Here is a 22,775-nt window from a genome sequence, read left to right as displayed (position 1 = left end):
ACCGCGCACCCGTTTCAGGCCTCGAGTTTGTACCCGAGGCCACGGACGGTGATGAGGTGCTTCGGGGTGCCCGGATCGGGCTCGATCTTGGAGCGCAGGCGTTTGACATGCACGTCGAGGGTCTTGGTGTCGCCGACATAGTCCGCTCCCCAGACCCGGTCGATCAGCTGCCCGCGGGTGAGCACGCGGCCGGCATTGCGCAGGAGGTATTCGAGAAGGTCGAATTCCTTGAGCGGCAACGTGATCGACTGGCCGTCGACCGACACGGTGTGTCGCTCCACGTCCATCCGGACCGGACCCGCCTCGAGGACACCGAGATCGAGGTCGTCCTCGGCGGCGTCCGCCCCGCGACGCAGGACCGCCCGGATTCGGGCAATGAGTTCGCGCGCCGAGTACGGCTTGGTCACGTAGTCGTCGGCGCCGAGTTCCAGTCCGACGACCTTGTCGATCTCGGCGTCCCGGGCCGTCACCATGATCACCGGCACGTTCGACCGGGCACGCAGGGCCTTGCAGATCTCCGTCCCCGACATCCCGGGGAGCATCAGGTCGAGGAGGACGATGTCGGGGCTCACGCGGTCGAAGGCGGGCAACGCCTGGGCACCGTCGTTGACGATGCTGGCCTCGAACCCCTCCTTGCGCAGTAGGAAGGCCAGCGGATCCGCCAGCGATTCCTCGTCCTCGACGATCAGCACGTGGGTCAACTCTTCGATTCCTTGTCGTCAGCGGACCAGCCCACGTCGGACAGGTCCTCGGGGATGCACAGCGTGAACGTGGAGCCGGTGCCCGGTTCGCTCCACAGGTTGATCGTGCCGCCGTGATTGGCGGCCACGTGTTTGACGATCGCCAGGCCAAGACCGGTACCACCGGTCATCCGCGACCTCGCCTGGTCGACGCGGAAGAAGCGTTCGAAGACACGCTGCTGATCGCCGCGGGCGATGCCGATGCCGCGGTCGGTGACGGCGATCGCCACCATCGGACGGCCGTCGATCTTGATGATGCGGCGGCTGAGCGAGACGACGGTGTCCGCGGGCGAGTAGGCGATGGCGTTGGTGATCAGGTTGTTGAGAGCGGTGAGCAGCAGGAGACGGTCGCCGCGGATCGTCGCGCCGAGCGGCTCGTCGGACCGCAGTTCTATCGACGCCGCCTCGGCGGTCAGCGTCGCCGCGGCGAGAGCGTCGTCGACCAGCTCGTCGACGTCGATCCGGGTGAACTCGGGGGTGTGGCCGTCCTGCAGGCGCGACAACGCGAGCAGTTCGCTCACCAGCCTGCCCATCCGTTGGGTCTCCCCGACGACCCGCTGGCCGAAGTGCTGGACCGACTCGATGTCGTCGGACGATTCCAGGAGGGCCTCGGCGAGCAGGCCGATCGCGCCGACCGGCGTCTTGAGTTCATGCGACACGTTCGCCACGAAGTCGCGACGGGTGGCCTCGAGCCGCTTGTGTTCGGTGTCGTCGAGGCCGTAGACCACGGCGTACCGCTCGTCGTCCTGGGCCACCACCTTGGCCAGGCAGCGCACATGTTCGACGGTGGGCCGCGGGGTGCGGCCGGTGGAGACGAAGCCGAGGGTCGACGTGGGCGGGCTGAACTCGAAGTGCTGCTCGCCGTCGGTGTCGAGGACCTCCTTCACCGCATCCCAGACGGGGTCGGCGAGCAGCATCTCGCGGACGATCCCCAGCTCGACGGCCCGGTGGTTGAACATCACGACATCGCGGAACCCGTCGACGACGGCGACGGCGGTGGTCGAGTTGCGGACGACCATGCTCAGCAGGCCGGCCTTGGTCATCCGGCCGTCGGCGGTCGTCGACGTCACATCGGAGTCCCGAATCTCGGCCGAGGCGGACACGACCCTCGGCTCCTGCGCGCGGTCGGTGGCGGGCACGGGCAGGGCAGCGTCGGCGGAGGCGTCGGATCGTGTGGACGTGCGTTCGCGGCCGAACCAGGAGCCGAGCGCGAAGTGTCGGGGCCACCCGGAGGCGCCGAGACGACGCCCCAGCGTGACTCCGAGGATGAGCGCGAGCACGAATGCGATCGTCGCGGCTGAGATTGCGGCGGCCACGGGCCCAGCTTACGGCGGAACCAACGACAGCTGCACAGATGTCGCAGCTGTTCGGCAGCTGTTCACGTGCCGTTCGCCGAAGACCCGGCGGCAGCCGGGCACGACCGCCGGCGGGTGGAGCTCACGCCGGCGGCGCGGATCACTGAGGGACCGGCACCGCCATGTCGGCGAATTCCGGATGGCGCTCGATGAAACGCTGTACGTACGAGCAGACCGGCACGACCTGCTTGCCACTCGCGCGGATGTCCTCCAGGACGAACCGAACCAGTTGTCCCGCATAGCCATGCCCGCTGTACTGCTCACGGACCACCGTGTGGGTGAGCACGACCTGATACGGCTCGGAGACATAGTCGAGGTAGCCGACCACCTCGTCCTCGCCGAAGGAATCGGAGGCGAGAATCGCCTCATACCGTTCCTGAGCAGGTGAATGATCGATCCGAAGGGTGCCCACATCCGCCATAGCGTCTAATGTAGCGCGCGTCACACCGAAGAAGCTATGACGATTATGTTACGCGCTCGCCACCCGGCGTTTCCGGGTGGCGAGCGCGCGTGTCGAGGCGGGTCCGAAGGCTACTTCTGGCCCTGGGCCGCCACCGCGGCCGCGCCGGCCGCAGCCGCCTCGGGGTCGAGGTAGGTGCCGCCCGGGTTCAGGGGCTTGAGGTTCTCGTCGAGGTCGTAGCGCAGCGGGTTGCCGGTGGGGATGTTCAGACCGGCGATGTCCTCGTCGGAGATGCCGTCGAGGTGCTTGACGAGCGCACGAAGCGAATTGCCGTGTGCGGCCACGAGTACGGTCTTGCCCGCCTTGATGTCGGCGGCGATCGTCTCGGTGAAGTACGGGATCATCCGCGCCACGACGTCCTTGAGGCACTCGGTCAGCGGGACCTCGTCGAGGTCGGCGTACCGCGGGTCGCCGACCTGGCTGTACTCGGCGTCGGGCTCGATGGCCGGCGGCGGGGTGTCGTAGCTGCGACGCCACAGCATGAACTGCTCCTGGCCGTACTTCTCCAGGGTGTCGGCCTTGTTGAGGCCCTGGAGCGCACCGTAATGACGCTCGTTGAGACGCCAGTCGCGGACCACCGGGATCCAGTGGCGGTCGGCGGTGTCGAGAGCGATCTGCGCCGTCGAGATCGCGCGGCGCAGGAGCGAGGTGTACAGAACGTCGGGCAGCAGATCGTGCTCGACGAGCAGTTCACCGGCCCGTACGGCCTCGGCCTTGCCCTTGTCCGTGAGCGCCACGTCCACCCATCCGGTGAACTGGTTGGACGCATTCCATTCGCTCTCGCCGTGACGCATCAGGATCAGGGTGCCGTTGCTCATGGGCGATAGTTTCGCACAGACGCGCGGCGCCCTCTTCCCGCCGCCCGCCCATTTGGTGTCCGGCGTCGCGATTCGCGCGGCGACCGCACCTGGCGAGGTCTAGCGTTGTCGCATGACAGCCAGCACAAACGCCGGCGAGACCGGCAAGAATGCGGAACAGCAGCCCGAGCTCAAACGCGTACTGGGCTGGAAGCTGCTGCTCCTGTTCATCATCGGCGACATCCTCGGCACCGGCGTCTACGCGCTGACCGGTCAGGTGGCGGGCGAGGTCGGGGGCGCGGCGTGGCTGCCGTTCCTCATCGCCTTCGCCGTCGCGACACTCACCGCGTTCTCCTACCTCGAACTGGTGACGAAGTATCCGCAGGCCGCCGGGGCAGCGCTCTACGTGCACAAGGCCTTCGGCATCCACTTCATCACCTTCATCGTGCTGTTCACGGTGATGTGTTCGGGCATCACGTCGGCGACGACGGCCTCCCGCGCATTCGCGGTGAACATGCTGACCGCGTTCGGCGGCGAGTCCCCCGACGCCACGAATCCCGCCCTCTACGCGGTGGCCGTCGGTTTCCTGCTCCTCGTCATGTTCATCAACTTCCGCGGCGTCGCCGAGGGCGTCGGCACCAACGTCGTCCTGACCCTCGTGGAGCTGACCGGTCTGCTGCTCGTGCTGTTCATCGGTTACTGGTTCATCGCCGGCGGCAACGCCGAGCACTGGGATGCGGTGGTGGCGTTCGAGAGTCCCGACGACAAGAACGTCTTCATCGCCGTCACCGCGGCCACCTCGCTGGCCTTCTTCGCGCTCGTCGGCTTCGAGGACTCGGTCAACATGGCCGAGGAGTGCAAGGAGCCGACCCGCATCTTCCCGAAGGTCATGCTGAGCGGCCTCGGCATCACCGCCGCCGTCTACGTCCTGATCGCGATCTGCGCCGTGGCGATCGTGCCGGTGGGCGTGCTCTCCGAGAGCGAGACCCCGCTCGTCGACGTCGTCCAGGCCGCGGCGCCGGACTTCCCGATGTCGGATCTGCTGCCGTGGATCTCGATGTTCGCGGTCGCCAACACCGCCCTGATCAACATGATGATGGCGAGCCGCCTTCTCTACGGCATGGCCAAACGCGGTGTGCTGCCCAAGTTCCTGTCGTACGTCCACCCGGGGCGCCGTACCCCGTTCGCGGCCGTCATCTTCACCACGGTCATCGCCCTGTTGCTGCTCACCTACGTGAGCTCCGACCCGAAGAGCTCCGTCGTCGGGCTGCTCGGCGGCACCACCGCGCTCCTGCTGCTCGCGGTGTTCACCATCGTCAACATATCGGTGCTCGTGCTACGTCGGGACACGGTGGAGCACAAGCACTTCCGCACCTCCACACCCGTCGCCGTGCTCGGCGCCGTCACGTGCGGGTATCTCACCCTGCCGATCACCGGCCGCGATCCCGAGCAGTACGTGATCGCCGGTTGGCTCCTGCTCCTCGGCGTGCTCCTGTGGGCCCTGTGACCTATTGGTGGAACAGGCGTGCCGGTGACCATGCGATCAGCTACGACGAGGTGCCGCCGCATCAGATGAGTTGACGACCTCGCGGAGAGCCCGGAAATGAATCGACCCCCGACCAGGTGATCACCTGGTCGGGGGTCGATTCTGGTAGCGGGGACAGGATTTGAACCTGCGACCTCTGGGTTATGAGCCCAGCGAGCTACCGAGCTGCTCCACCCCGCGTTGCAAGGAGCAACACTATCCGCGGGGTGCGTCCTGCACCAAATCGGCAGCTCGGACGGGTCCTTGTCCTGCGCCCGGACCTACTTGCGCAGGTCCTTGCGGAGGATCTTGCCCGACGCCGACTTCGGGATCGCCTCGATGAACTCCACCGCACGAACCTTCTTGTGCGGGGCCACCTTCGACGCCACGAACTCCATCACCTCGTCGGCGGTCAGCTCGGCCTCGGGCTGCCGGACCACGAACGCCTTCGGGATCTCCTCCCCCGACTCCGCATCGATCACACCGATGACCGCCGAGTCCGCGATCTTGTCATGGGTCAGCAGCAGGGCCTCCAACTCCGCCGGCGGCACCTGGTAGCCCTTGTACTTGATGAGCTCCTTGAGCCGATCGACGATGTAGACACACCCCGTCGGATCGACCTGCGCCATGTCACCGGTGTGCAGAAAACCGTCGGCATCGATGGTGTCGGCGGTGGCCTGCTCGTTGTTGAGGTAACCGAGCATCACGTTCGGCCCCTTCACCCACAACTCACCCGGCTCCGAGAGCCCCTCCTGCGGAAGAGGGATGTCCTCACCGGTGGCCGGATCGACAACCTTGTTCACGGTGTTCGGCACCGGCCAGCCCGTCGACGACAGCGGCGGATCCTCACGCCCCAACGTGGCCTGGGTGTCGAAGGGGATGATGTGCGAGACCGGCGACAGCTCGCTCATGCCGTAGCCCTGCAACATGTGCAGGTCCAAACGCTTGGCCACGGCCTGACCCAACTCGTCGTCGAGCGGGGCCGCCCCCGACATCATCGTGTGCAACGACGACAGGTCGTAGTTGTCCACGATCGGATGCTTCGCGAGCGCCACCGCGACCGGCGGCGCGATGTAGGCCATCGTCACCTTGTGGTTCTGGATGTTCTCCAAGAACTCCACCAGATCGAATCGCGGCATGATGACCAGCGAACCGCGAGCCGCGAGAGCCGCATTGAGCAACACCGTCATCCCGTAGATGTGGAAGAACGGCAGCACCGCGATCACCACATCGTCGGCGGTCATACCCTGCAACGGCCTCAGCTGGGCGACGTTGGCGACCAGATTCCGGTGAGACAGCGCAACACCCTTGGGGTTTCCGGTCGTTCCCGAGCTGTAGGGCAACACCGCCACATGGGTGGCCGGGTCGAAGGAGACGTCCGGCGCGGGCAGGTTCGGACCCAGCAGATCCACCGCGTTCGGATGACCCGAGGCGTCCTGCCCCTCACCGTCGAGGACGATCAGGCTCTCCGCGGCCAACCCCACCTCGTCGGCAGCCGCCTTGGCCTGCTCGAACATCGGCGAGATCGTCACCAGCATCTTGGCGCCGGAATCCCGCAACTGTTTGGCGATCTCGGTCGCGGTGAACAGCGCATTGATCGTCGTCGCCGTCGCGCCCGCACGCAGGATGCCATGGAACACGGTCGCGAACGCCGGAATGTTCGGCGAGAGGATGCCCACCACATCCCCGACCCCGATCCCCCGCGACGCCAAAGCGCCGGCCGCGGCCTCGATCTGGCCGACCAGCTGGCCGTAAGTGGTCGTCGAACCCGACTTCGGGTCCACCAGGGCGATCCGTTCGCGGTCCTCGTCGGCGACCGACCCGAACAGGTAGTCGAAGACACTCACATCGGGGATCTCGACGTCGGGGAAAGGACTCGTGAAGCTCATGGCACCTCCGGTGATGGGTCGATTCTGCCCGCACACCGTATCAACACTCGTTGACACGGTGTGACCTGGACCTCTCCATCCAATCAAACTCCCCCGGCCCGGTGGGACACCACCTACAAGAACCGCCCCTCGAATCGACCCCAGATCGCGGCCACCGACGATATATGTCTGCGATGCCGCTGCCCAGGGCGGTTGACCGGGAGCGTTTCTCAGTCGTCGGACACAGGCTCGTCGCTGGAGGTCTGCGCGCCCTCGACGACGGACTCGCCTGGGACGTAACGTCCTTCGAGCGGGGCGCCGGCCTCGGGCAGCGCCTCCTTGTCGATGAGGTGCTCGAAGGCCAGGAGGTTCCGCAGGGATTCACCGCGCGACACGCGCCAGGCCCACTCGCGCTGGATCGAGGAGAGGAAGCCGAGTTCGAGCAGGGTGTTGAAGTCGCCGTCGGCAGCCTCGAGTACCTGCCCGAGGACACGGTCGAGTTCGTCGGAGCCGAGTGCGTCGGCCGAGATCCGGCCGACGAGGTAGATGTCGCCGGTGTTGTCGATCGTGTAGGCGACGCCGAACAGCCGACGGTTCCGCTTGAGCAGGTACTTGTAGACGCCCGCGTGGTTCTCGTCGGGTCGGCGGCACACGAAGGCCTCGACCCTGACCCCGTGTTCGCTGGCGGTGAGCAGGACCGTCGTCTTGAGCTTCTGCTCGCCCGGGAGTTCCAGGATGACGTGGTCGACGTCGGCTCCACCACCGCTCTTACGCGAGTAGGCGATCTCGTTCTCGGTCAGTGTCTTCTCGAGCAGGTCGACGACCTCGGTGCGACTCACGACATCCTCTCGGTGGGGAACGGGTACTGCGAGACCCTCAGACGGTCACCCGATTGCGCCGCCGACGCCAGCGCCGGCGAGCCCGGGCGGGGCCGCCCGGTGTCTGTGCCGCCGCCTGCTCGGCATCCTTCTGGGCCGCATCGGTCTGGGCGGCGAAGGACTCCATCGCCCGGCGATAGCTCTCGATGAGCTGGTCCACCGTGTGCTCCCAGGAGAACTTCTCGGCGTGGCGGCGGGCGTTGCGACCGAGCTCGGCCAGCCGATCGGGCTGCGCCAGAAGCTTTTCCAATGCGTTCGTCCAGTCACCGGGCACATGACCGTTGACGAGCACCCCGGTGCGGCCGTCGTCGACGGCGACGCCGAGACCACCGACGTGGGCGGCGATGACCGGCGTCCCACAGGCTTGCGCCTCGATGGCCACGAGACCGAAACTCTCGGAATGGCTGGGCACCGCGACCAGGTCCGAGGCGCGGTACACCTGGACGAGCCGATCCGACGGCTGCGGCGGAAGGAAGGTGACGGACTGCGAGATCCCCAGTTCGGCAACCTGATCCATGAGTGCGGTGGGGCGCTGCAGTCCGGAACCCGACGGCCCGCCGACGATCAGGAGCCGCAGCTTGCGCCCGGATGCGACGGCGTCCTCGATCAGCGGTGCCATCGCGGCGACCAGGAGATCGGGAGCCTTGAGCGGCTGGATCCGTCCCACGAACGTCACGATCGTCTCGTCGGGATCGAGACCGAGGATCGACCTGGCCTCGGCCGACGAGCCCGGCGTGTAGCACTCGAGGTCGGCGCCCGGTGTCACCACGTCGATGCGGTCAGCGTCGGCGTCGTACATCGAGAGAAGTTCTGCCGCTTCGGTTTCGGTGTTCGCGACCAGGCGGTCGGCCTCGCCCACCACCTGTTGCTCGCCGATGACGCGTAGCTGCGGCTCGGCGGTGTCACCCTCGGCCAGGGCGGCGTTCTTCACCGCGGCGAGGGTGTGGGCGGTGTGCACCAGCGGCACGCCCCAGCGGTCCCGCGCCAGCCAGCCGACCTGCCCGGACAGCCAGTAGTGGGAGTGGATCACGTCGTAGTGACCCGGCGCCTGCGCAGCCTCGGCCCGGAGCACACCCGCGGTGAAGGCGCAGAGCTGGGCGGGCAGGTCTCGCTTGTCGAGACCCTCGAACGGGCCGGCGATGACGTGACGGACGGTCACACCCGGCGCGGCCACGACCGACGGCGCATCGGACGAGGAGGTCGCCCGGGTGAAGATCTCGACCTCGATGCCGCGCCGGGCGAGCCGGATCGCCGTCTGCCAGACGTAGACGTTCATCCCGCCCGCGTCGCCGGTACCCGGCTGCGCCAACGGCGAGGTGTGCACGGAGATCAGCGCAACACGCCGCGGCAACGGGCTGGAGGTCATGTTCTCCACCTTAGAGAAATGGTGCCGCCGGTGACGCGCACCCTCCGCTTGGACCAGCGCACACCACAGATCTCACGCGGCTTCGCGTCGCACCCGGCCATCGCCTACACTGTTTTCGGTAACGATTGTCATTTGCGTAAAGGGTGTCATGAGGAAAACGCTTCTGGCCGCTGCCGGAGCCCTGTCCACCGCCGTGCTGCTACTGGCCGGCTGCTCGAGCGACTCCGGGAACGGTGACGACACCCCGACGGTGGTGACGTCGACCAACGTCTGGGGCGCGGTCGCCTCGGCCGTCGCCGGCGACAAGGCGACCGTCACCTCCGTCTACACCAACACTGAGGGCGACCCCCACGAGTTCGAGCCGTCCGCTGCCGACACCGCGACGATCGCCGACGCCGACATCCTCGTCATGAACGGCGGCCACTACGACGCCTACATGGAACAGGCCGCGAAGTCCTCGGGCGCGACGGTCGTCGACGCCTACGCCCTCACCCGCAGCGACGACCACGACGCGCACGATCACGATGCCGACGACCACAGCGCAGACGACCACGCGGAACACGACCACGGCGACGAGAACGAACACGTCTTCTACGACCTGCCCGTCGTCGCGGAGGTCGCCGACAAGGTCGCCGACGCCCTCGCCGAGCAGGACCCGGCGAACGCGGAGACCTACCGCGCGAACGCCAAGACCTTCACCACCGGCATCGACGAACTGCGCGGCGAGGTCGCCGGCATCCGCAAGGCGCACGACGGCACCAAGGTGGCCCAGACCGAACCGCTCGCGGGGTACCTGCTCACCGAGGCCGGCCTGGTCGACGCGGCTCCGGCCGGGTTCACCCAGGCCGTCGAGGAGGGTCAGTCGCCGTCCGCCGCGGACCGCGCGGCCATGCAGGACCTGCTCGCCTCCCGCGGCGCCGCCGTCCTGATCTACAACGTCCAGGCCGTCGACCCGGTGACCCAGGCGATGCTCGACGTCGCGAAGTCCGCGAAGGTGCCCGTGGTCGAGTTCACCGAGACCCTGCCGGACGGCGTCACCGACTACCTCGTCTGGCAGCGCGCCCAGGTCGACGCGCTCGCAGCAGCTCTCGACGCAGAGAAGTCGTGACCGCGATGACGGCGGGAACCGACCCGGTGGTCACGTTCTCGGGTGCGCGGCTCGGCTTCGGCGACCGCGTGCTCTGGGACGACCTCGACCTGACGATCCGGCCGGGTGAGTTCGTCGCCGTCCTCGGGCCCAACGGGTCGGGGAAGACCTCGTTCCTCCGCGTTCTGCTGCGCCAGTACTCACTCGACCGCGGCACCGTGGAGACGACCGACAAGATCGGTTACATCCCGCAGCAGCACGCCGACGAGGGCGACCCGATGGCTCTCCGCGGCCGGGACCTGGTCGGTTTCGGCGTCGACGGCAGCCGGTGGGGACTCGGTTTCCGCGGCCGGTCGCGCCGTCGTGAACTCGTCGACCAGGCACTCGCCGCGGTGGACTCGCTCCCCTACGCCGACGCCCCGCTCGGTGTCCTCTCCGGAGGCGAACAGCAACGACTGCGTGTCGCCCAGGCGGTCGTGAGCGATCCCGACCTCCTGCTGTGCGACGAACCGCTGGCGAGTCTCGACCCGACCAACCAGCAGGTGGTCGTCGACCTCATCGACCAGCGCCGCAAGCAGGCGGGAACCGCGGTTGTGTTCGTCACGCACGAGATCAACCCGATCCTCCCCTACGTCGACCGTGTGCTCTATCTGGTCGGCGGCCGCTTCCGCGTGGGCACTCCCGACGAGGTGATGACCACCGAGACGCTCAGCGAGCTGTACGGCAGCGACGTCGAGGTGCTCCGGGTCAACGGTCGCCTCGTCGTGATCGGCGGCGAGGACGCCCATCACTGCGTCGACGTCGCCGAGGCCGGGAGTCAGCCCCTATGAGCGTGACTCCGCTGGCCGCCGAACGTCAGTTCAGCGACCTCTGGGACTTCTCGACGACCGTCGACCTGCTCGGCTACGACTTCATGCAGCAGGCGCTGCTCGCGATGGTCCTGCTCGGCCTGGTGGGCGGACTGCTCGGGCCGTTGATCGTCGCCCGGCAGATGTCGTTCGCGGTCCACGGCTGCAGTGAGCTGTCGGTGACGGGTGCGGCCGCGGCGTTGCTCGCCGGCGTCAGCGTCAACCTCGGCGGTGTCATCGGTGCGGTCCTCGCCGCGGCGGTCTTCGGCATCCTCGGTAACAAGGCCCGGGAACGCGATTCGGTCATCGGTGTCGTCATGGCATTCGGCCTGGGCATCGGTGTCCTGTTCCTGGCCCTCTACGGCCGGATCGGCACCGGTTTCGCACTGCTGACCGGACAGGTCGTCAGCGTCGGACTGAACGGCCTGGTCGCGATCGCGATCACGACGGCCATCGTCGTCGCGGTGCTCGCCGTGATCTACCGGCCACTGCTGTTCGCGTCGACCGATCCGCGGGTGGCGCAGGCGCAGGGCGTGCCGGTGCGCACGTTGTCGGTGGTCTTCGCGATCATCATGGGGCTCGCCTGCGCCCAGGGTGTGCAGATCATCGGCGCACTGCTGGTGATGTCCCTGTTGATCACCCCGGGTGCCGCCGCTGCACGGGTGACCGCCAACCCGATGCGGGCGCTGGTGCTGTCGGTGATCTTCGCCGAGGTCGCCGCGGTCGGCGGCCTGTTGATGTCGCTCGCTCCGAAACTCCCGGTTTCGGTGTTCGTCACGATCATCTCGTTCGTGATCTACGTCGTCTGCCGCATCATCGGCTCCCGCCGCGTCCACACCACTCGCTAGTACTCCTCGGCGAACCCCGGATTGCACCGGGAGCCGACCATGTCCTCCTCGGTGACGACGGGCCGTCCGGGTTCCAGGTTCCAGCTCGGCTTCTCCGGTTCGACGATCCGCGCGAACCGCCAGTGACAGTCGAACTGTGCCTGCATGCCGGGGGTGTCGGCACCCGCGTCGAGTCCGATGACCTCCCGCCACGCCGCGGCCATCGCCGACGGGTCCTGCGTATACCGGCCCGACGTCGTCGGGAAAACCGAGAGGCTGGGGCCCACCTCGGTGTCCGTCCACTCGACGCGTTCGATGAACGGCGGCCGGTAGACGACCGTCGGGGTGGTCGACGGGCCCGACGCCCCGGGACCGGCCGTGTTCGTGGGGGCGGGGGCAGAATCGGTGGTCACCGGACTGATCGTCGACACCGCACCGACCGACTCGCCCGAATCGTCGGATGCCGAGCCGCAGCCCGCCAGGAACAACGAGGTCGCGATGCATCCCACGGCCACCGAGGCACAGATTCGCGCCGTTCTCCCGTTGATCCCTCTCGCGCCCATACGGCCACCGTAGGGCACGAGTAGCCTGCATCTGTGATTCACTGGCGAACACTCGGAGGGGCGGTGGGAACAGGGACGACCGTCCTCATCGTCACCGTGTTCGTCCTGCTCGTCGGCCTCAGCGGGGGCGACCGCGCTTCCTCACCGCACGCCGGCGACTCGGCTCATCCTCGCGTGCGCGCGACCTCGGACGGTCTCACCCTCGACGGGAAACCGTGGTGGCCGGTGGGTTTCAACGCCTATCAGCTGGGCACCGACTGGTCGGTGAACGTGGGCTGCGGCGCCGAGGTCGATCTCGACGACTACTTCGCGGCGTTGCCACCAGGGGCCCTCACGCGGTTCGACCTCTACTCGTCCTTCGCCACCGACAAACACACGGGACTGCTGAACTTCGAACCACTGGACCGGGTCTTCGAAGCCGCGAAGCGTCATGAACAGCTGGTGCTGCCGGTCCTTGCCGGCGGCTCGGGGGACTGCGAGGACGGCAGGTTCAAGGAGCGGGACTTCTACGTGGACGGCTGGCTGTCGAAGCACGTCCCCGCAATGACCTCCCCTAGTCATCTGACGTATGCGCAGTGGATCGAGACGGCGGTGTCCCGATGGCGCGACGAACCGTCGGTCGTCGGATGGGAGCTCGTCGGCGAGCCCGAACCCGGAATCTGCGGCAAGTCCTGCGACTGGCGGCGGCGCGTGTGTCCCGCCGATGCCCCGGCCGTGTTGCGCTCGTTCTTCGACCGGGCCGGCGCGCATCTGCGATCGTTCGACGACTCGCGCCCGATCTTCTCCGGACTCGTGGGTGGCGACCAATGCGGGATCGCCGGCGACGGTTACCTCGAGGTCGCTCGCTCCGACGGGATCGACGTCCTCGATTTCCACGATTACCGCTCCACCGCCGACCCCGCCCCCGGACCGCAGGGCAGCGACCTGTCGACCCGGATCGATCAGGCCCGGCGACTCGGTAAACCGCTGGTGGTCAACGAGGTCGGCATCGAAGCGGGTTCGTGCCTGTCCCTGGGGACACGCGCCCGGCGCGTCGACGCCGCCATGTCCCGGCGGCGGGAAGCCGGTGTCGCGGGCGTCCTGCTCTGGTCCTTCGTCCCCGACCCCCGTACCGCCGAATGCACCTACGACATCGGTCCGCACGACCCCGCATGGGATGTGTTGCGCGCCGAGCTCTCCCAACCCGAGGGTTGAGCGGCTCTCAGCCCGTGATCCGGTAGACGCGCCAATCGGGCAGATCGGCACCGTCATTGGGAGCCTCGAGAACGCGGACGCCGATCTGGGCGCCGTTCTCATACATGGTCGGATAGCGCTGGTTGATGGCGTCCGACGCCCCGCGCCCCTCGGCCGGAACGGTGAGGAAGTACTGCACCCCGCCGTCGACCGGGTCGTTCAGCAACTGGGCGAAGTCCCGGTCCGACGGGATGACGAACTGCCGCGGCCGCTCGGACTGGGCGACCACCGCGAAGCCGTAGACGGTGTCGCTCAAGACCGCCCCGTCGGGCAGTTCCAGCGAGTCCAGGTACTTCGCCAACGCCCGTTCGGTCGAGAACGACCGCACGACGCGCTGTTCGTCGAGGTACTTCTTCTCGACCGACTGCGGTCGCGGGTCGACCACCGAGCCGACCGCGAACTCCTGCGGTGCGTACTTGGGCGATGTCATCCCCATCGCGGTCACCGGGATCGCGGCGGCCATCACCACCACGGCCACGGTGCAGGCGATCTTGTACCCCCACCGCGACGCGTAGGGCCGGGCCGGCAGCAGGTCCGCGTGGGCGCCCGCGCGACGCATCGGGATCGGTGAACGCAGCGGGACCGACATCAACGCCACGATCGCGGCGAGCAGGATGACCGTCATGTAGAACCGCAGGAAGCCGAAGGTTGATCCCTGCGAATAGCCGTAGACCTGGAATGCCAGCACCGCGACGATCATCAGGCCCGGGAGCATCGGCTGGAGCCGGCGCCGCCGCGCACGCACGCCGATCAGCCCGACGACGAGGATCGGCAGCAGCGGCGCGAGGATCGCCATCTCGGTCATCGAGAACAAGATGGCGTCGCGCGTCGTCGACGATCCGCTGCCGCCCGACTGCTCGATGATCGCCGCGTTGCCGTATTCGGAGGTGAACTGGGCGAAGGCATTACCGGTGATGAGCCATCCGGTGGCCGCCCACGCGATGAAGGCCAGAGCACTCGGGGCGACGACCAGGGTGACGTCGACGAGGCTGCGGGACAACTTCTTCCGCGAGTCGCGGCGGTGGTAGGTCACCCAGCCGACGACGAGTCCGGCCGCCAGAGCGGCCGCTCCGCCGTCGTAGCGGGTGAGATAGGCCAGGGCCAAGGCGATTCCGGTGACCACGAGTTCGTGCACGTCGTCGGTGGAGATCCACCGGATCAGCCGCCGCGACGCCCACGCCAGGAAGAACAGGTAGGGCGCCTCGCTCATCCCGTTGGCCGCGTACAGGACGATCATCGGGTTGGCCGCGTAGCAGACCGTGAACGTCCCTGCCACAACGGGATCCAGCCCGCGATCGCGTGCGATCCCCGACACCTGGACCACCGAGCCGGCCATGAACACCGACGACATGATGACCGCTGAGAGTGCCTGGGTGGTCATCTCGGGCCACCACGGCGACAGCGCGACGAGCGGCAGCTGCACGATGGCCGTGAGCGGGGTGAAGACGAAACCGATGGCCGACAGATGCGGGCTCCGGCTGAAGAGCACGCTCTGCGCCGACTGCACCCGTGACAGGGCGTCACCGAAGAACCACTGCACCTCGGTCGCCAGGTAGACCCCGATGATCAGGTACGGCAGCCACGCAGCCAGGAAGATCACCACTCCGACCTGCAACCGGCGGCTCATGTCGCGTCCCCGGCCTCGGTTCGGGTGCCGGTCGAATCCCCGTCACCCGCCGAGTCCCCGTGACTCGTCGACAGACCGTGGTAGGTCTTCTCCCAATAGCTCGGGTTGACCAGGATCTGCCACATCCCCTTGATCGCCGCGACGCTCATCATCAGCCAGTACAGCGGGATCAGCAGCGCCGAGACCAGCAGCTCACTCCGATCGTCTTCACGGATCGCGATCAGGTTCATGTAGATCGCGGCACTGTTGCCGAGAATCATCGACGCCAGCGCCAGGTAGTAGATCGGCCCCGGGAACAACTCGGCGACGATCTGCGGCTGGCCGCCGATCCACAACGCCAGAATCAGCCAGAACACCATGTTCAGGCAGGCGATCAGTGGTGTACCCGCGATGAGCAGCGTGAACCGTGCGAAGGCGACCGGACCGAGGATCTCCCACAGCTTGACCGGGTGCCGCATGTGGACGAGCCACGTCTGCATGTAGCCCTTGTACCAACGGGAACGTTGCCGCACCCAGTTGATGGCGTCGACGTTGGCCTCTTCCATCGTCACCGAATCCAGCACGACGGTGCGGTAGCCGTGATCGGCGATGCGCACGCCGAGGTCCGCGTCCTCGGTGACGTTGAACGGATCCCACGCCCCGATCTTGTCGAGGACATCACGCTTGAAGTGATTCGACGTGCCGCCCAACGGGATCGGCGCGCGGCTGACCATCATGCCGGGCAACAGGAAACCGAACCAGATGCCGTAGTCGGCAGTGAACCACTCGGTGAGGAGGTTCTCGCGCACGTTGTGGAAGCTCAGCTTGCCCTGGACGCAGACGACCGACTCGTCGTCGGTGTTGTTGAGCACGTAGACCGCTCGTCGTAGCTGCAGGGGTTCGGGCTTGTCCTCCGCGTCGAAGATGGTGACGATGTCGCCGGTCGCGAAGTGCATCCCGTAGTTGCATGCCTTCGGCTTGGTCCGCGGCTGCGCCGGCGGGGTCAGGACGACGGTCACGATCCCGGTCTTCTCGACGTCGCGAGCCGCCTCGATCGTCGGTTCGTCGTCCTCCTCGAGGAGCAGCAGCACCTGCAGATTCTCGCGCGGGTACTCGATGGTCTCCATCGCGGCCACGAGTTCGCCGACCACCTCGGGTTCACCGTAGGCCGGGACGAAGACGGTGTAGAACGGCAACTCGGAGTCGGGTATCGAGCGGGCCTGCTCGTCGGAGACGCGGAGGGCGCCGTTGACCAGCCCGCGCCGGAAGATCACCACCCGGTCGGCGATGGTGACGACGTACGCGATCGTGGCGACGGAGATGAGTGTCGCGCACGTACCGACCGGGAATAACACCAGCAGGATCGCGACGACGCCGAGCATCGTGAACCCGATGATCTTCTGGGTTCGGTTGAACGGCACCGACGCCGACATGTCCTCGTCGGCGTCACGCAGTCGGTTCACCGCGTCCTGCAGGGCCTCTGCGCGGTACTCCTCGTCGACGAGCAGCTCACGCACCGGCCGGGTGGGGCGCGTACTCCGGGCGATCCCCGGCGCGTCGATGCGGTCGCGGCTCATGGCTTCTCCCCCGCCTCCGGTTCCAGCTGCGCCTCGATCAGATCGCCGGCGAGCCCGACGAGCAGCGCCCGGTCCTTGTACTGGGGGTCGGTGTCGAGGAGAACGGCGTCGCCGCGCAGCAACACCGTCATCAGTGCGTTTATGTTCGCCAGGATGGTGACACGCGGTTCCGGGAAGTACGCGTCGGGTTCATGGTTGTCGACGGCCCACAGCATGACCTGTTGGGTCCGGCTCCCGTTGTTCCACCACCACGAGACCACCGTGTAGGTGAGGTACCGGCCGTCGTCGACGACGTTCCAGATCTTCCCGTCGACACCCAGCGGCAGCGCGACCCGAACGGGTTCGCTGACGCGTTCGTCGGACAGGTCGTAGCGGAACAGGTCCGGGTAGACCTCGAGCGCCAGCGGGCGTCGCGAATCGACGCTGTCGACCGCGACCCGGCGGGGCCGGCCGAACTTGTCGAAGGCCCGGCTCCCCGCGCCCTGGACCATGATCTGCCGGATGAGTGACGCACCGGGTCCGTACATCATCGACCCCCAGCGGTGGACCTTTGCGGATTCCTGCCGCCAGCCGACGGGCACGGTGAGCGGCTCACCGATCGTCAGTTGCGGGTAGCGGTTGCTCTGCCATGTGCTCCCGACCGCCGGGGTCGGCACGAAGGCGAGGGCAATCGCGGCGACGAGCACCACCAGCAGCGGACGACCGACGGCCGCGACCTTGGGCGGCGTCACGTCGGCGGGTGCCGGCGGCGACCACTCCTGCCCGCCCTGCCGCCGGTGGTCGTAGAGCATCAGGCCGGTCGTCGCCAGCGCAGCCACCAGCGCCGGGATCGGGATGAGCAGGTTGCGTGGGGCGTTCACCAGGTAGAGCAACCCGAGCGTGCCCAGGCCGATGGCTCCGGCGATGAGCGCCGCGACAGCCTTGCGCTGGCGCCCCGACCCGACCGCGATCGCGGTGGCCGCCATGGCGACGAGCACGAGAATGAACCCCGCGATCGGCGATGTACCACCCAGCGCAAGCAGTAGTGCGCGCATCGGTATGGGGAACACGAGCAGGAACAGCAGCCACACCCACCGGTAGCGCGCCACCGGGCGGAGACCGAACACCAGGACCGCCGCACCGAGCACGAACAACCACAGCGCCAGCAGGTCCATGTGCGTCGTCAGATACGAACGGGCATAACGCGGGTTCACCAACGACTTCGTCGCCAGCGACAGGATCAGCACGACGATCCCGACGATCACGTCGGTCTGCCGGTCGTAGATCGGCGGCTCGTCGACGCGTTTCCACGAGACACCCACCGCGGCGATGACACAGAGGATGATCAGTACCGGCACGTACACGATCAGTGTCTGCGCCTTCATCTCGTCGACGACCGCGAGGATCGTGTTCCAGAAGGCCAGCACGGTACAACCGACCAGGAACAACCACCGGAGGGTGATGAACCCGCCGGGCCGTTTCTCGGTGGCCCTGGCAGCGGCCTGCGTGATCGCGGAGACCACCGACGGTCAGTCCTCTGCGTGTGCGCGGCGACGACGACGCAGGACGAGGGTCGCCACGAGCGCGGCCGCGACCGCGATCCCGACGGCCACGAGTGTCACCGTCACCCAGGACGTACCCGTCGACGACGAGTCGGCCGGTTGCGATTGTCCGTCGCCGGGCACCACGACCGGTTCCTGACCGGACACCTGCAGCAGGGCCACCCCGCTCAGGGCCGACCAGCGGTCGGGATCGGCGGACAGCCGGCGCAGGACAGCGTCGAGGTCGGCGGCATCCCGGGTCGACGTCGCGACCAGGACGGTCCGGCCGGCGTCACGCGCGACCTGCAGCGAGCCGAACCTCACGCCGGGCGTCAGGACCACGTTCGACGGCTTGCCGTCCGCGTTGAGCACGGTGAGGGTCTGGCCGTCGGCGGTCACCGGCAGCGTGAGATTGGGCAGGCCACGGCCGTCGGCGGCGATGATCACCGCAGGCGCGCTCGATGCCATGGCGTCGTCGACGGACACCATGTCCACCCCGAGGCGGACCGCCGACAGCCGCTGCAGACCCGACATGATCTCCACCGCGCGTGCGACATCGGCGACGCCGCCGTTCGTCCAGGCGAGCGAGGTACGGGGCATGAGCGCCTGGGGCAGCGAGGCGAAACCCGGCGGGGTCGGCGGGTCGGCGGATTCCGAGCGGACCTCACCGGCCGAGCTCAGGCTCAGCGAAGTGCGGACACCGGAACCGCATTCCTCGCCGACGTCGCCGTGGTTGTAGGTGACGGAGACCTCGGTGTAGCGACCGAGCACGTCGGCCGGGACATCGACCCACTGGTTGTAGCTGCCCGACGCGTCGGCCGGCCAGGACGCGATCACGCGTTGTCCCACCGACACCGAGATCTGGCCACCCAGCGGGGTGTAGGTACCGGACAGCTGCAGGCGCACGTCCTTCGACGGCCGGCCGAGCCGGGCCTGGTCGATGCCGAAGGAGATCGAGGGCCACCCGGAGGAGGTGACGAGCTGGTCGCCGACCCCCAGGTCCGCGAGGCTGCTCACGGCGGGCGCGAGTTGCGGTGCGGCGAAGGGCGGTCCGGCGACGGCGGCCGAGCTGACCGCGATCGACGACAGATCCGAGGCGAGGAACTCGACCTGCGCCGGGAGCTCCTCCGCGCTGCCGCCGATCCGCAGCACCGGCCAACCGGCGCCCGGTCCGAGGCTGAGTCCCGCGGGCATGGTGGTGGAGATGACCACCTGACGTTCCAGGGGGCCCGCCTCCGGCTCGGGTGCCGCGCTTCCGCGCCGCATGGAGGCGACCTCGACGTCGACGGTCGCCGACCCGTAGTTCGCCACGATCGCGGTCGCGAGCGCCACGGCCGCGGCGCCCTCGCCGGGCTGCACGTCGTCGGGCACGAAGATGGTGAGCTTGCGCAGGATCGGCGGCAGGAAATCGGCGACGCTCTCGGGTGTCGCCTCGCGACCCGAGTAGGACACCGTCGAGCTCCGGATCGAGAATCCCGACCGGTCGTCGAACAGACAGGAGCCCGCAGTACGCAGGTAGGTCCGCAGGACGAGGTCGGCAGCGTTGCGTTCGACGCGAATACCGCGCAGTGGCAACGCAATCGGCGAGTTCACCGCCGCGTCGATCGGGGTGCGCGAGATCAGCCGACCCTCCTGCAGCACGTCGACGGTGCCACCGGTGACGAAGGTCGGGAACTGCGCGGTTCCGCGGATCTCGGTGGGCGTCAGGCCCTGGGGAACCGCGAGCGAGAGGCTGACCTCCCCCTGTTGCCCGGGGAACGCGACCGTCGGCGACGAGCCGAGTTCGCGCATGCTCAGGGGTGGGGGCGGGTCACCCGGCGCCGCGGTGGCCGGAGCGGTGAACGCACCGATCGAAGCGGTCCCGGCCAACAGCAGACCCGCCAGCAGCAGGCTCACGCTGCGACGGCTCCGGACACGCGAATATGCCTGGAGCGCCCAGGACGTGCACATACTTCACCCTCCGAATGACCCCGACACCACTCCATCACCCCAGCGTTCAACCTATCCCATGCCCCTGGCGGGTACATCTTTGTCTCGTGAAGCAGTGGTCTCGATTGCCGAAGGTCGGCCCGAAGCCCGACGAAGTCTGCAACCATGGCGGAGCGGAGGAGTCCACGCCAACCCGAGGAACGCCCATGCGCACAGTTCACGTCGGCGACAAGGTCGACGGCGGAACATACGTGGACGTCGCCGGGACGACGCTCTGGCATTTCTCCGCCGGCGACCCGCAGGGCATCCCGACGGTCTTGTTGCACGGCATCTTCGCGTCCGCAGCGTCCTGGGGCGCGCAGGTCCCCGACTTCCTCGACGCCGGCCTGCGACTCTTCCTGCCGGAACGGCCCGGCCACGGCCACAGTCCTGACACCACCAGCGATTTCACCTGTGCGTCCATCGCCGAGCGCACGATCGCCTACCTCGAGACGGTCGTCGGACGGCCGGCGAACATCGTCGGCTGGGCCGACGGCGCGGCGATCGCGCTCGTCGTCGCGCGTGACCGCCCCGACCTGGTCAACCGGGTCGTGTACGTGGGTGGCTACCTGAACCTCCGTGGGCGCCGACCCGATCGGTTCTCCGACATGGTGCTCAGCCGCAATCCCGTCACCGTCGCATACCTGCGCACCCACCACGATGCGACATCGCCCGATGGGCCCGAACACTTCTCGGTCGTCTACGACAAGACGCTTCGGATGCTCGCCGCCGAACCCGACTACGCGGTCGCCGATTTCGCCGAGGTCCGGGCGCCGGTCCTCGTGGTGGTCGCCGACCGCGGGCTGGTCCGGATGGAACACGCCCTGGACATCGTCCGGACACTGCCGAACGCCCGGTTCGCCGTTCTACCCGGGACGCACATCATGCCGGTGGAGGCCCCGGAGTTGTTCGACCCACTCGTCTTGTCGTTCCTCGCGGCCGATCCGCCCACCGAGTGGTTACCGGAGTGAGCGGGCCGCACACCGAACTCAGGCCTCGGACGGTGCGTGCACCCGGTACCAGGCCCGGCGACGCAGGGTGTCGGGGTCGGCGACGACACTGTCCGGGTCGTTGATGACCAGGACCTTCCGCTCGTCGGTGGTGTAGACCGGCCAGCCCAGACCGGGGTCGCCGGTGCGGGCGAAAGCACCCCAACGCCCCTGCACGTTCTCGGTGACGCGGCGCGTGCCCGGCCAGTCGGCGATGGCGAGTCCGGCCCCCATCGGTGCCCGGTAGGCACCGAACACGGTGAACAGTTCCGTCGCGTGCGTCGCACCGAAGCCCGTCGCGTCCAGCACCTTCGTCCGGTAGTCGTAGCGGTAGACGTAGGTCGGCGCGACCTTGCTGTGTCCGTCGGCGAAGGCGGTCATCGGCGCCCAGAAGATCGAGTCGCCGGCCAGCCGGATGCGGTCGCGGTCGCCGTTGCCGTATTGCGAGGCGATCTCGCGGCGGACCTCCTCGTCCTCCACCCGCATCAGCATGCGTTCGGAGTCGGGTAGTACGTTCCAGAGCTTCGCGAAGAGCTTTCCCTCGTCCTTGTTGCTCCCGATCACCAGCGGCACCGGCACCGTCAGTCCCTCGGCTGCCGCGGCCAGCGGCGAGCGCGGCAGCACGTCACCGTCGACGACCGGCGCGAACGGGATGGCCCCGCCGGACGACTTGGTCGCGAACCGCATCAACCGGTTGCCGGCCTCGAGCAACAGGGCCGGGTTGGGTGTGGTGAGGAGGCGCTGCGCCTCGGCCGGGTCGACGGGATCCTCGGTGCGTTCCATCGAGGTGTTCCGGCGCTGCGGGTCGCGGAGGATCCGGACGAACTCGTCGGCGTAGACGGTCGCCGCATCCTGCTCGACCACGAGTTCGGGAGCCGGACTCTGCGCGATGGCGTGGTGGAACAGGCCGGTGGCCTCCGGCGCGGACAGCAGAGCGAGGACCGAGGAGCCGCCGGCGCTCTCGCCGAAGACGGTCACGTTGTCGGGGTCGCCGCCGAACGCGGCGATGTTCTCCTGCACCCAGCGCAGCGCGGCGATCTGGTCGCGCAGACCCGCGTTGGTGTCGAACGGCCGGTCGTCCGTGGCGAACTGCGAGAGGTCGAGAAAACCGAAAGGCCCGAAGCGATATTGGATCGTCACCACGACGACGTCCTGGGCGCGTGCCAGGAAGGCGCCGTCGTAGAGCGGCGTCGCGGCGGTGCCGAGGATGAAGGCTCCGCCGTGGATGAAGACCATCACCGCGCGCGGCCTGCTCGATTCCACCTCGGGCGAGAACACGTTGAGGGTCAGGCAGTCCTCGGCCATCGGGGCGAACCTGCCCGGCGCAACCGCGGTGAACCGCTTCTCCTGGATGGCCGCCTTGGCGATCTTGGTGCAGTCCCGGACGCCGGGCCAGTCGTGCACCGGTTCGGGAGCGCGGAAGCGGCGGTGAGCCACCGGGGGTGCGGCGAACGGGATGCCCCGCCAGCTGATCGTGCCGCGGCGGAGCCGCTTCCCCCGGGCGCCACCGATGACGCCGTTGACCGTGGTGACCTTGGTGTCGAGCAGTGCCATTCCCCCACCGTAGA

General features: G+C 68.0%; 18 protein-coding genes, 1 tRNA gene and 1 pseudogene. 6 read left to right on the top strand and 14 right to left on the bottom strand.

The features are described from left to right. Window positions 1-14: 14 nt before the first annotated feature. The 4 genes from RVF83_RS10115 to RVF83_RS10100 form a co-directional block, all read right to left on the bottom strand. Window positions 15-701, bottom strand: a complete 687-nt coding sequence (locus RVF83_RS10115; RefSeq protein ID WP_005194244.1) for a response regulator transcription factor — start codon at window positions 699-701, stop codon at window positions 15-17. Next, on the bottom strand, window positions 698-2,056 hold the full coding sequence (locus tag RVF83_RS10110; protein ID WP_005194245.1) for a sensor histidine kinase: 1,359 nt from the start codon (window positions 2,054-2,056) through the stop codon (window positions 698-700). Before RVF83_RS10110 ends, RVF83_RS10115 begins: the two co-directional genes overlap by 4 nt. A 139-nt stretch (window positions 2,057-2,195) precedes the next feature. Beyond that, window positions 2,196-2,516: a GNAT family N-acetyltransferase gene (locus RVF83_RS10105; protein WP_005194246.1), complete on the bottom strand. Its 321-nt coding sequence runs from the start codon at window positions 2,514-2,516 to the stop codon at window positions 2,196-2,198. A 110-nt stretch (window positions 2,517-2,626) separates the two neighbouring features. Then, a complete protein-coding gene (locus RVF83_RS10100) occupies window positions 2,627-3,373 on the bottom strand; it encodes a phosphoglyceromutase (protein WP_005194247.1) in 747 nt (248 codons plus the stop codon). Between the two features lie 112 nt (window positions 3,374-3,485). Here RVF83_RS10100 and RVF83_RS10095 point away from each other — a divergent pair. Continuing rightward, window positions 3,486-4,933 (top strand): annotated as a pseudogene (locus RVF83_RS10095) (APC family permease). A gap of 68 nt (window positions 4,934-5,001) precedes the next feature. Here the strand turns inward: RVF83_RS10095 and RVF83_RS10090 are convergent. The 4 genes from RVF83_RS10090 to mshA form a co-directional block, all read right to left on the bottom strand. Beyond that, window positions 5,002-5,078 (bottom strand) — tRNA-Met (locus RVF83_RS10090). Window positions 5,079-5,158: 80 nt separating this feature from the next. Next, the gene (locus RVF83_RS10085; RefSeq protein ID WP_005194249.1) at window positions 5,159-6,766 is read right to left on the bottom strand and encodes a 4-coumarate--CoA ligase family protein; all 1,608 of its coding nucleotides are present in this window, start codon (window positions 6,764-6,766) and stop codon (window positions 5,159-5,161) included. A gap of 209 nt (window positions 6,767-6,975) precedes the next feature. Continuing rightward, window positions 6,976-7,584, bottom strand: a complete 609-nt coding sequence (locus RVF83_RS10080; RefSeq protein WP_005194250.1) for a YbjN domain-containing protein — start codon at window positions 7,582-7,584, stop codon at window positions 6,976-6,978. 37 nt (window positions 7,585-7,621) lie between these two features. Next, a complete protein-coding gene (mshA, locus tag RVF83_RS10075) occupies window positions 7,622-8,989 on the bottom strand; it encodes a D-inositol-3-phosphate glycosyltransferase (RefSeq protein WP_005194251.1) in 1,368 nt (455 codons plus the stop codon). A 148-nt stretch (window positions 8,990-9,137) separates the two neighbouring features. On the opposite strand from mshA, the gene RVF83_RS10070 reads away from it, so the two are divergent. Genes RVF83_RS10070 through RVF83_RS10060 form a run of 3 tightly spaced genes read left to right on the top strand, consistent with a single transcriptional unit; the run spans window position 9,138 to window position 11,772 of the window. Continuing rightward, on the top strand, window positions 9,138-10,097 hold the full coding sequence (locus RVF83_RS10070) for a metal ABC transporter solute-binding protein, Zn/Mn family (RefSeq protein WP_005194252.1): 960 nt from the start codon (window positions 9,138-9,140) through the stop codon (window positions 10,095-10,097). Between the two features lie 5 nt (window positions 10,098-10,102). Next, window positions 10,103-10,906 carry a metal ABC transporter ATP-binding protein gene (locus RVF83_RS10065; protein ID WP_039879858.1) on the top strand — a complete coding sequence of 268 codons (804 nt, stop codon included), beginning with the start codon at window positions 10,103-10,105 and terminating at the stop codon, window positions 10,904-10,906. Next, window positions 10,903-11,772, top strand: a complete 870-nt coding sequence (locus RVF83_RS10060) for a metal ABC transporter permease (RefSeq protein WP_005194254.1) — start codon at window positions 10,903-10,905, stop codon at window positions 11,770-11,772. The genes RVF83_RS10065 and RVF83_RS10060 overlap by 4 nt, the downstream gene beginning before the upstream one ends. Here the strand turns inward: RVF83_RS10060 and RVF83_RS10055 are convergent. Then, window positions 11,769-12,314, bottom strand: coding sequence for a DUF2599 domain-containing protein (locus RVF83_RS10055; RefSeq protein WP_005194255.1), 546 nt, complete (start codon window positions 12,312-12,314; stop codon window positions 11,769-11,771). The genes RVF83_RS10060 and RVF83_RS10055 overlap by 4 nt on opposite strands. 63 nt (window positions 12,315-12,377) lie before the next feature. Between RVF83_RS10055 and RVF83_RS10050 the strand changes: the two genes are divergently transcribed. Continuing rightward, entirely contained in the window at window positions 12,378-13,508 is a 1,131-nt protein-coding gene (locus tag RVF83_RS10050; protein ID WP_039879830.1) for a beta-mannosidase, read from the top strand. A gap of 7 nt (window positions 13,509-13,515) precedes the next feature. Here the strand turns inward: RVF83_RS10050 and RVF83_RS10045 are convergent, their stop codons facing one another. Genes RVF83_RS10045 through RVF83_RS10030 form a run of 4 tightly spaced genes read right to left on the bottom strand, consistent with a single transcriptional unit; the run spans window position 13,516 to window position 20,200 of the window. Continuing rightward, window positions 13,516-15,174 carry an ArnT family glycosyltransferase gene (locus tag RVF83_RS10045; RefSeq protein ID WP_005194257.1) on the bottom strand — a complete coding sequence of 553 codons (1,659 nt, stop codon included), beginning with the start codon at window positions 15,172-15,174 and terminating at the stop codon, window positions 13,516-13,518. Next, window positions 15,171-16,730 carry a glycosyltransferase gene (locus tag RVF83_RS10040; RefSeq protein ID WP_005194258.1) on the bottom strand — a complete coding sequence of 520 codons (1,560 nt, stop codon included), beginning with the start codon at window positions 16,728-16,730 and terminating at the stop codon, window positions 15,171-15,173. The genes RVF83_RS10045 and RVF83_RS10040 overlap by 4 nt, the downstream gene beginning before the upstream one ends. Next, window positions 16,727-18,232: a hypothetical protein gene (locus RVF83_RS10035; RefSeq protein WP_005194259.1), complete on the bottom strand. Its 1,506-nt coding sequence runs from the start codon at window positions 18,230-18,232 to the stop codon at window positions 16,727-16,729. The genes RVF83_RS10040 and RVF83_RS10035 overlap by 4 nt, the downstream gene beginning before the upstream one ends. A 6-nt stretch (window positions 18,233-18,238) precedes the next feature. Next, window positions 18,239-20,200, bottom strand: coding sequence for a hypothetical protein (locus RVF83_RS10030; RefSeq protein ID WP_005194260.1), 1,962 nt, complete (start codon window positions 20,198-20,200; stop codon window positions 18,239-18,241). A gap of 185 nt (window positions 20,201-20,385) precedes the next feature. Here RVF83_RS10030 and RVF83_RS10025 point away from each other — a divergent pair, with 185 nt between their 5' ends. Continuing rightward, complete coding sequence (locus RVF83_RS10025) at window positions 20,386-21,189, top strand: alpha/beta fold hydrolase (RefSeq protein WP_005194261.1); 804 nt, start codon at window positions 20,386-20,388, stop codon at window positions 21,187-21,189. 18 nt (window positions 21,190-21,207) lie between these two features. Here RVF83_RS10025 and RVF83_RS10020 read toward each other — a convergent pair whose 3' ends face one another. Further along, window positions 21,208-22,761, bottom strand: a complete 1,554-nt coding sequence (locus RVF83_RS10020; protein ID WP_005194262.1) for a carboxylesterase/lipase family protein — start codon at window positions 22,759-22,761, stop codon at window positions 21,208-21,210. Window positions 22,762-22,775: the final 14 nt, after the last annotated feature.

Source organism: Gordonia rubripertincta (assembly GCF_038024875.1).
GTDB lineage: Bacteria > Actinomycetota > Actinomycetes > Mycobacteriales > Mycobacteriaceae > Gordonia > Gordonia rubripertincta.
Note: the sequence above shows the minus strand (reverse complement) of the source record. Positions and strands in the feature narration are given on the sequence as shown.

What these genes read in the sequence shown, in the direction of transcription:
- RVF83_RS10105 (WP_005194246.1), bottom strand. Translation starts at nt 2,516, where the DNA reads ATGGCGGATGTGGGCACCCTTCGGATCGATCATTCACCTGCTCAGGAA.
- RVF83_RS10100 (WP_005194247.1), bottom strand. Translation starts at nt 3,373, where the DNA reads ATGAGCAACGGCACCCTGATCCTGATGCGTCACGGCGAGAGCGAATGG.
- RVF83_RS10085 (WP_005194249.1), bottom strand. Translation starts at nt 6,766, where the DNA reads ATGAGCTTCACGAGTCCTTTCCCCGACGTCGAGATCCCCGATGTGAGT.
- mshA (WP_005194251.1), bottom strand. Translation starts at nt 8,989, where the DNA reads ATGACCTCCAGCCCGTTGCCGCGGCGTGTTGCGCTGATCTCCGTGCAC.
- RVF83_RS10070 (WP_005194252.1), top strand. Translation starts at nt 9,138, where the DNA reads ATGAGGAAAACGCTTCTGGCCGCTGCCGGAGCCCTGTCCACCGCCGTG.
- RVF83_RS10065 (WP_039879858.1), top strand. Translation starts at nt 10,103, where the DNA reads ATGACGGCGGGAACCGACCCGGTGGTCACGTTCTCGGGTGCGCGGCTC.
- RVF83_RS10060 (WP_005194254.1), top strand. Translation starts at nt 10,903, where the DNA reads ATGAGCGTGACTCCGCTGGCCGCCGAACGTCAGTTCAGCGACCTCTGG.
- RVF83_RS10055 (WP_005194255.1), bottom strand. Translation starts at nt 12,314, where the DNA reads ATGGGCGCGAGAGGGATCAACGGGAGAACGGCGCGAATCTGTGCCTCG.
- RVF83_RS10045 (WP_005194257.1), bottom strand. Translation starts at nt 15,174, where the DNA reads ATGAGCCGCCGGTTGCAGGTCGGAGTGGTGATCTTCCTGGCTGCGTGG.
- RVF83_RS10040 (WP_005194258.1), bottom strand. Translation starts at nt 16,730, where the DNA reads ATGAGCCGCGACCGCATCGACGCGCCGGGGATCGCCCGGAGTACGCGC.
- RVF83_RS10030 (WP_005194260.1), bottom strand. Translation starts at nt 20,200, where the DNA reads ATGTGCACGTCCTGGGCGCTCCAGGCATATTCGCGTGTCCGGAGCCGT.
- RVF83_RS10025 (WP_005194261.1), top strand. Translation starts at nt 20,386, where the DNA reads ATGCGCACAGTTCACGTCGGCGACAAGGTCGACGGCGGAACATACGTG.
- RVF83_RS10020 (WP_005194262.1), bottom strand. Translation starts at nt 22,761, where the DNA reads ATGGCACTGCTCGACACCAAGGTCACCACGGTCAACGGCGTCATCGGT.